This window comes from Rhizobacter sp. (assembly GCF_046595475.1).
Taxonomy (GTDB): Bacteria; Pseudomonadota; Gammaproteobacteria; order Burkholderiales; family Burkholderiaceae_C; genus Rhizobacter.
The window spans coordinates 114,659-122,816 of sequence record NZ_JBKJOQ010000091.1; the positions used below are offsets into that span (position 1 = coordinate 114,659).

8 protein-coding genes are annotated in these 8,158 nt (G+C 61.9%); 2 read left to right on the forward strand and 6 right to left on the reverse strand.

Annotated elements, in window-relative coordinates; all coding sequences use genetic code 11:
• The first annotated feature begins 220 nt into the window (after positions 1-220).
• Both AC30QB_RS16550 and AC30QB_RS16555 read left to right on the forward strand, forming a co-directional pair.
• A complete protein-coding gene (locus AC30QB_RS16550) occupies positions 221-2,818 on the forward strand; it encodes a cation-translocating P-type ATPase (protein WP_489547345.1) in 2,598 nt (865 codons plus the stop codon).
• A gap of 76 nt (positions 2,819-2,894) precedes the next feature.
• Entirely contained in the window at positions 2,895-3,068 is a 174-nt protein-coding gene (locus AC30QB_RS16555) for a hypothetical protein (protein WP_489547346.1), read from the forward strand.
• Positions 3,069-3,154: 86 nt separating this feature from the next.
• Here the strand turns inward: AC30QB_RS16555 and AC30QB_RS16560 are convergent, their stop codons facing one another.
• From AC30QB_RS16560 to kaiC, 6 genes are all read right to left on the reverse strand, one after another.
• Entirely contained in the window at positions 3,155-3,298 is a 144-nt protein-coding gene (locus AC30QB_RS16560) for a hypothetical protein (RefSeq protein WP_489547347.1), read from the reverse strand.
• Positions 3,299-3,722: 424 nt separating this feature from the next.
• Positions 3,723-4,529 carry a potassium channel family protein gene (locus AC30QB_RS16565; protein ID WP_489547348.1) on the reverse strand — a complete coding sequence of 269 codons (807 nt, stop codon included), beginning with the start codon at positions 4,527-4,529 and terminating at the stop codon, positions 3,723-3,725.
• Positions 4,508-4,651, reverse strand: a complete 144-nt coding sequence (locus AC30QB_RS16570; protein WP_489547349.1) for a hypothetical protein — start codon at positions 4,649-4,651, stop codon at positions 4,508-4,510. The genes AC30QB_RS16565 and AC30QB_RS16570 overlap by 22 nt, the downstream gene beginning before the upstream one ends.
• A gap of 1,142 nt (positions 4,652-5,793) precedes the next feature.
• Positions 5,794-6,003, reverse strand: coding sequence for a hypothetical protein (locus AC30QB_RS16575; protein ID WP_489547350.1), 210 nt, complete (start codon positions 6,001-6,003; stop codon positions 5,794-5,796).
• Positions 6,004-6,101: 98 nt separating this feature from the next.
• Complete coding sequence (locus AC30QB_RS16580; protein WP_489547351.1) at positions 6,102-6,683, reverse strand: chemotaxis protein CheB; 582 nt, start codon at positions 6,681-6,683, stop codon at positions 6,102-6,104.
• Between the two features lie 36 nt (positions 6,684-6,719).
• On the reverse strand, positions 6,720-8,158 hold a 1,439-nt coding region (kaiC, locus tag AC30QB_RS16585; RefSeq protein ID WP_489547352.1), incomplete at its 5' end, for a circadian clock protein KaiC.

Here is an 8,158-nt window from a genome sequence, read left to right on the forward strand (position 1 = left end):
CGAGACGACGCAACGTTCCCCACCGCACAGACCGTTCCTGTTGAAGGACCTATCTTGATGATGCGTCGGTGTCCTGCTGAAGGCCCGATTTTCTGGGGTCGTGCAAGTGCCGTACCTGACAGAGTCGAATTGACCAGACTTGCGAAGGCATATCAGCGCAAAAGTGGTGTGGACACTTTGCGCATCGGCCTCAGGGTCCACTTTCCGAACTGAAGCACCGATGACAGCAAACTTGTCGCGCTCTGAGAACTCGGCAAGCGCTGGCCTGAGCGCCGCAGAAGCGGCACGCCGCCTTGCCGCCGAAGGCCCGAACCTGTTGCGCGGCAACGCACCGAAGTCCTCTGTTGCCATCGTTCTGAGCGTGCTCAAAGAGCCGATGTTTCTGATGCTGTTGGCCGCAGGCGCGCTCTACCTCATCTTGGGTGATCGCGCCGAGGCGCTGTTCCTACTTGGCTTCGTCTTTGTCGTCATCGGCATCACGCTGGTCCAGGAGCGGCGCACACAACGCGCGTTGGAATCGCTGCGCGACCTGTCAGCGCCGCGCGCGATGGTCATTCGAGATGGGCTGGAGCAACGCATCGCCGGACGCGACGTCGTGCGCGGCGACCGGCTGGTGCTGCACGAGGGAGACCGCATTGCTGCCGACGCGCTGCTACTCAGCGGTCAACTTTCGGCGGACGAGTCGTTGCTGACCGGAGAAGCGGTGCCCGTCAGCAAAGTGCCGGTCAGCGAGGGCGCAATGACCGCGGCCTTTGCCGCACCCGGCGGCGATGCCACCGCGTTCCTGTTCGCCAGCACCGTGGTCACGCGTGGTGTAGGCACGGCCGAAGTGCGCGCCACGGCCGGCGCCACCGCTATTGGCCGCGTTGGCGAGGCACTGGCTGGGACGATCGAGCCGCCCTCTGGATTGCAGATCGCGTCGCGCCGCCTGGTGCGCAATCTGGGCATCGCCGCGCTGCTGCTGGCCGGCGCGCAGGTCTTGCTCGGGTGGTTGTGGGACGGCCGCACCCTGCTGAACAGCCTGCTGTCGGGTATCGCGTTGGCAATGGCCATCCTGCCCGAAGAGATCCCGGTCATCATCACCGTCTTCCTCGCACTGGGCGCCTGGCGCATCTCGAAGCAGAAGGTACTGACGCGGCGCCAGTCGGCTGTGGAAGCGCTGGGCGCTATCACCGTGTTGGCGGTGGACAAGACCGGCACGTTGACGCAAAACCGCATGACTGTTGCCGAGCTCGCCACAGTCGACGCCCGCTTCAATCCTGAAGGCGCGAAGGATCTGCCGGAGGTCTTCCACCCTCTCGCAGAGTTCGCCATGCTGGCCACACCAGCCGACCCGTTCGATCCGATGGAGAAGGCCATCCAGGCGTTCGGCCAGCAATGGCTCGCGGGGACCGAGCATGCGCATGACGACCGCGTGCCCGAGTTTGAGTACGCGCTGTCGACAGAGATTTTGGCGATGACCAAGGTGTTCGCTAGCAAAGATTCGTCGCTGCACTTGCTGGCGACCAAGGGCGCACCGGAAGCAGTGGCCGACCTGTGTCACCTGTCTGCGGCCCGCATCGCCGCCATTCGTGTCCAGGTTGAGGCCATGGCCGAGCGCGGGCTGCGTGTGCTGGGTGTGGCGATGGGACGCTGGCAAGGCCTAGCGGCAGTCAATGGATCCCCGGCCTGGCCGATCAGCCAGCACGACTTCGACTTCAGCTTCCTCGGCTTGGTGGGGCTGGCCGACCCGCCCCGCGCTGAAGTGCCAGCGGCGATCGCGCAATGCCGCAAGGCCGGTGTGCGCGTGATCATGATGACAGGCGACCACCCGGCCACAGCGCGTGCCATCGCCAGCCAAGTGGGCCTGAGCGAGCGGCCCGAGGTCATCAGCGGCCCCGAGATCGCCACGCTGAACGAGACCGAACTGCTGGCCCGTCTCCACCGCGTGGACCTGTGTGCGCGCTTGCAGCCAGCGCAGAAGCTGCAGCTGGTGCAGGCGCTGCGCGCCGCCGGCGAGGTGGTGGCGATGACGGGTGACGGTGTCAACGATGCGCCGGCGCTGAAAGCTGCCGACGTCGGCATTGCGATGGGGGAGCGTGGCACCGACGTGGCCCGCGAGGCTGCGGCACTCGTGCTGCTCGACGACAGTTTCGCGCACATCGTCGCTGCGATCCGCCAGGGACGACGCATCTTCGACAACATCGGCAAGGCCACGCGCTTCGTCTTCGCGGTGCATGTGCCGATCATTGCGCTGGCGCTGGTGCCTGCGCTGCTGAAGTGGCCTGCGTTGCTGCTGCCGGTGCACATCGTGCTGCTCGAACTGCTGATCGACCCGGCCTGCTCGGTGGTCTTCGAGGCCGAGCCGGAAGAGTCGGGTGTGATGGATCGTGCGCCGCGCGAGCGCGACGCCACCCCGTTCTCGCGCGCCAACCTGTGGGCCGGCATGTTGCAGGGCGGCGGGCTCGCGGTCATTCTGCTGGTCGGGCATGGCGTCATGGTCGCCTGCGGCATGGCGCAGGCGCAAAGCCGCAGCGCGGTGTTCGTCGCCCTCGTGCTGGGCGTGCTGCTGCTGATCGCCGCCAACCGACACCCTTCGCGCTCTGTGTTGGCGGGCATCGATGCCAGCAACCCTTGGTTGTGGCGGATGGCGGTGGCCGTGTTGATCCTGCTCGGGCTGGTGTTCAGCGTCCCGGCTCTGCGCCAGATCATGGGCCTGGCCGTGGTCGACGGAAGTGTGTTGTCGGCATCTACGGCGATGGGCTGCCTGAGCGTGATCTGGCTACTGATTGCCTGGCGGATTTCGCGCGTGCGTGAATCGGTTCATGCCCGTCACTGACAAACTGCAGCGCGCACACCTTGCCCATGCTGGAGTTGTCCCGATGATGGCGACGATCTTGTAGCTGAGCTATTTCATGAAATCCGCTTTTGAGTGCGTGGAGTGGGTTGCTCGCCCGCTGGCCTCAGGCCAGGCGGACAAGGAGATGGCAATGACCGACAGCACGGCGGACAGCAAGAACGCCAGCGTGGGTGACGCCGCCCACAGCGCGCGGTCACCAGCGACGCCGGCAGGTAGAGCACGCCAGTGACGAATCTGTAGATCCCCGACGGCGCTGGCTCGGCACTCCGGCTTGATGTCGGCGATGGAGGCCTGGCTCTGCGACTTGTCAATGGCTTAGAACAGGCCGTAGGCCTTGAACGCGGCGACGATTTCCCAGTGGCTGCTGGCGAACACCAGGCAGACGGTGATCGAGCCGCAGATGCCATAGCCCAGCATCACAATGGTGCTGCGGTCGAGGCGGTCCTCCAGCAGGCCCACCCGGTGGGGCGGAAATGACGCAGGTGGTTTTGATCAGCGCATGCAGCGGCATGAGCTGCGCGACGCTGAAACCCGTGGCGGGGGGCGAAGCAGCAAAAAGCCCAGGCTGAGTAGGCCGGCACGAAGACGGATGACGCGCTTGAACCCGGGGCTGAGCTCGGCCTAGTTCTGCCGCATGCCGGGAAGGTCCTTCATCATCGACAGCAGCACGATGCTGAGCACCGCCAGCAGGAAAGAAAGCAACCATTTCTTGGGGAGGTATGTCCAACATGGTCATAGCTGTCAATCCTCTGCGCATCACAGGTCTGAACCGCTATGCACAATGGCCTCAGGATGCCCCAAGCCTTTAATCGAAATCAACTGTGGGCGGGAACGGTGCAATTTCTTGACGCCACTCGATGGAGGCGGGCGAGGTGGCGGAGGGTCAAGATTCGACGTTCCCGGGGCGCGAGGGCGGGTGATCTTCGATCGCGCCCGTGGGCAGTGCTTGCGGCGGCGGCTCGGAGGGCTGAAGGCGTCGCATAGCGGCGAGCTCGTCGCGTATCAAGCGCAGCTCACGGTGCAGGTCGCGCAGCATTTCGGTTTCGATCCTGCGCTCTTCCGTCTGCACCCACAGCGCCGCGATCGCGGCTGTCACCAATGACAAGACCGCGAAGCCCATCAGTACCACGAAGACCGCGAAGATTTTGGCGGCCGGCGTGCTCGGAACGATGTCGCCGTAGCCCACGGTCGTCGCGGTGGTGAAGGCGAGCCACAACCCGTCGCTGAAGGTCAGCACTTTTGGCTCGAGCCACCAGAAACCTAGACCGCACAAGGCGAGAACACCGATGCCCAGCCCCAGCAGTTGCGGCAAGCCGCTGCGCCAGGAGCGCGGCAGCACCGTCTCGGCCCACCTCAGGATGATGAGTGCGGCCGTGCCGGTGCGCACGACCAGCAGGTCGGCGTTGTCCCCTTGTGCGAGCAGGCCCGACAGGAGCAGCGCCACGGCCAGCAGCAGCCCAAGTTGCCAACCCGTTTTGCGCGGAGACTCGCGCTTGGCTGTCGCGCGCGTCTCGGTCCATGTAACGCCCGCGCTGGCGGCGAAGGCCAGCAGGTACAGAGTCACCGCCAGGGCGCGGTGGATGGACAGCATCGACAGGTAGAACGCGGGGATCGCGGCCAGCAGCGCGACCAGCTCGATCCGGCGCACCACCGATATGTTCTGCCGGATCACAACCCAGAAGATTGGCATGCTGGCATACAGGCGGTAACACGAGCGCCGTACTGCGCGGCGATTTCACGGGCGAGTGTCAGGCGCCTGGCGCTGCGCGGCGATGCATCCACATGCAGCAGGATCAATCGAAGGGTGCTCATGGGCGGCCTCCATGTGTGCTCTGGGGATGCCCCATATTGCAGCCCACGACGCATTGGATCGTTGCGCGGGGTCAAGGTACGCGCCGACGGGCGATCAACCGCGCCCAGTGGTCAGAAAGGAAAGGGCAGGGGAGACGATTGGCGAAGGCCGGTGCGAGAGGTCTTGGTGCCCTAACGCGCTCCCCAGCAAAGCGAATTCGCCCGACGGACCTGCGCTCAAACCGCATCGCCTCGCAATCCGCAGCGTCGGATACGTCGTTGCACCGAATCCGCATGCGAAATTGAAAGTTTCACGGGCTCTCAGTCTTCGCCCTCGAACCTTTGTGCTTGTGGGCTGTGCCGTACCGCCGACCCGAGTTCGTCATCCGATCACGGCATGCGCGAGCCGCTCGTCTAGAGAACGAAGCTAGCCAGAATGCTCAACATCGTGAAGAGCACGGCGATCGTGACGATTCGTGCCCCGGTCCAACGACGCAGCGTTTCGGCTGCGCTCTTCATCGGGAACAATGCGCCGCGATCCGAAACGCACCGACGCAGGTGCTCGCCCAAAGCGACCAATTCCATCGGCGAAGTGTCTGCGGCAGAACTGAAAGAAGCCGCACTCCAGGTAGCGGCGTGGGCTGCTTCCTGGTTTATTGGTCCCCTCAGTGACGGTGCGGTAACACCGAGCGCCAGTTGCGCTCCCGCGATGCCGTCGCGATCGACTAGTTCGACTTCAACGCCAGGGTGCCCTGCGACCAGCGGCCTCAGGGAGGCGCATCGAGTGGGTCGACCGGCCTCGCATCGAACCTTGGACGGCGCGACCTGTACGGGTCCGCGGGTCGCCAGCGGGCGCGCACGGTCTGTGCGCGGAAGCAATTCGATCAGGTGGCTGTCGGGCAATCGACTCTCCGGTGAGTGGTAGGCGCGTCCGCGTGGCGCAGGCGATCCGAAGAGGGGCGGCGTGTCGAGCGCCGTGTCGATGGGTAGCCAAGTTTGAGGCCGCCGAATGTCGGCGACTGTTCGGCAGCGCACGGATGGTTCGTGCCAATCGTCGCGCTTGTCGGAGTTCCGCGTTTCGCAACGCGGCGATGTCGGAATCAGCCGATCGCACTTGCGTCGCATCGAATTCGCCTGCGAAAAATGGAAAGGTTCAGGGCCTCTCAGTCTTCCTTCTTGAACAACGAGGAGTTGATGAACTGCAGACGGTGAACACCGAGATGCAGACCAAGCTCGACGACCTGGCGCTGGCGCAAAGCGACCTGAAAAAACTGCTGAACAGCACCGATATCGCGATGCTGTTTCTCGACCAGAAGCTGAGTGTGCCAATTGGGCAACGTGATCGACGGCGCGGTCATCACGTTCGTCGACATCACCGTGACCAAACAACTCGAATCCAGTCTGCGGAAGGCCGCGGATACTTGATCGGACGGGTCAGATTCTGTTCGCGGTCAGCATGCGAACGACCGGCTCAAACGCTGCGATCGAAGCGCGCACCAATCTCAATAAGCGCCGCAGAAATCTTGTCCGGCGCCAGAACGAAATCCACATAGCTTGACGCCTGCGCACCGACAGGCATGGCATCGACCTCTGCCGATTCATCCTGGGCAAAGGTGATGCCACCCTTTTCCTTGATGTGCTTGCATCCTGCGGTGCCGTCGCCGTCGTAACCCGAGAAAATGACCCCGATTGCCCGGTCGCCAAAGGCTTCCGCGATCGAAGAAAAGAACAGATCTATTTGCGCGTTGCGTCGGCGCCGGGGCGAAGTGACCCTGAACTTGTGTTTCTCAATCTCGAGGTCAGCGTTGGCTGGGATCACATAAACATGGTTGGCACTGATCGGCATGGCAGCTAATGCCACCAGTGCCGGCATCTTCGTATGGCGTGCCAGAATTTGAGCCAACTGGCTGTAAGCGTCTGGATTGAGATGCGAGATGATCACGAATGCCATGCCTGTGTCGGCTGGCAAATGATCCAATAGCGCCTTGTATGCATTCAGGGCGCCAGCGGAACCGCCAATGCCTACAACGCAGGTCGGAAGCGACTTTTTCATGCTTGCGGAGTTCCGTTGGGCTTCCTGAATGACTTGTTATTTTTGACTCGTGGATGCGCCCTTTCCGACCTTCTTTTTCTGATTGGGTCCGGCCGTAGCGTGGACGTCCATCGGCACGAGCAGCAGCCCGTCATCGCTCAATATTAGTTTGTGCACATCGCTGGAATGGCCCATGCCGCGCGACTTGACGATGTAAATACCGCGAATGCGGCGTCGCCCCTCGTTTTCTTCTAATTCCCTGACGACGATCCACGTGTCAATCAGCGAAGACACGCCAATCTCACCGCTCGTATCATTTTGCTCGGTTGATGAGACCAGGCTGGTAAAGAATCCGGTGATGCCCTTGGATTTGAGGGCATCGATCATGCGCGTGAGCATTGACTGAATCTCAAGTCGGTTCCCTTGCCCCAAGAGACTCGTCAGCGGATCGATGACAACGGCTCTTGGCTGGAAATCAGCCATCAGCTTGTACAGGTCAAGCAGGTGCATCTCCAGACCAAAAAACGACGGCCGGGTGGATACGATTTTCAGCAGCCCCTTCTCTACCAGCGGCGCGAGGTCGAAACCGATGGAACTCAGGTTCTGAATGAGTTGGCCCGACGATTCTTCATACGACAAGAAAAGGCACCGCTCCCCACGCCCGCACGTTTCCACGGCGAAAGCGGCTGCGAGACTGGTCTTGCCAGTCCCTGCGGTGCCCGATGCGAGAATGGTGCTGCCTCTGGTGTATCCACCGCCCTGGAACAATTTGTCCAGTGACGCGATGCCTGTCGCTACCCGTTCCGCCGTGCCCGGTTGGTCCAGGCCTGCTGAAGTGATGGGGATGACTGAAAGCCCACCTTTGTCGATGACGAATGGATATTCGTTGGCTCCGTGGTTGGAGCCGCGATATTTGATGACACGCATCCGCCGTGTTGCAATCTGTTCCCTGACGCGGTTGTCGACAAGGATGATGCAGTCGGAAATGTATTCCTCCAAGCCATGGCGAGTGAACGAGCCTTGTTGCACTTCACCGGTTATCAGCGCCGTGACTTTTTTGTCCTTGAGCCAACGAAAGAGTCTCTTGATTTCGAGGCGCAGGATGCCCGCATCAGTGACGCCGGCGAACAATGATTCGATGGAATCCAGCACGACGCGCTTCGCCTTGATGGAATCGATGGCATGTTCAAGTCGAACAAAGAGTCCCTCGAGGTTGAATTCGCCTGCTTCCTGAATATCTCTTCTTTCGAGCAGAACAAAGTCGAGAACAATTTTCTTGTCAGCGACGAGCGCTCGCAAGTTCAACTTCAGCGAAGCCACATCTTCGTACAACTCATCTTCAGTCTCTTCAAATGACATGAAGACGCCGGGTTCGTTGTAGCCGCTCACGCCGTTGATCAAAAAATCAACGCCAAGCAATGTCTTCCCGGTACCGGTGCCTCCGCACAACAGCGTGATCCTGTCTCTCGGAATTCCGCCTTCCGTGATTTCGTCAA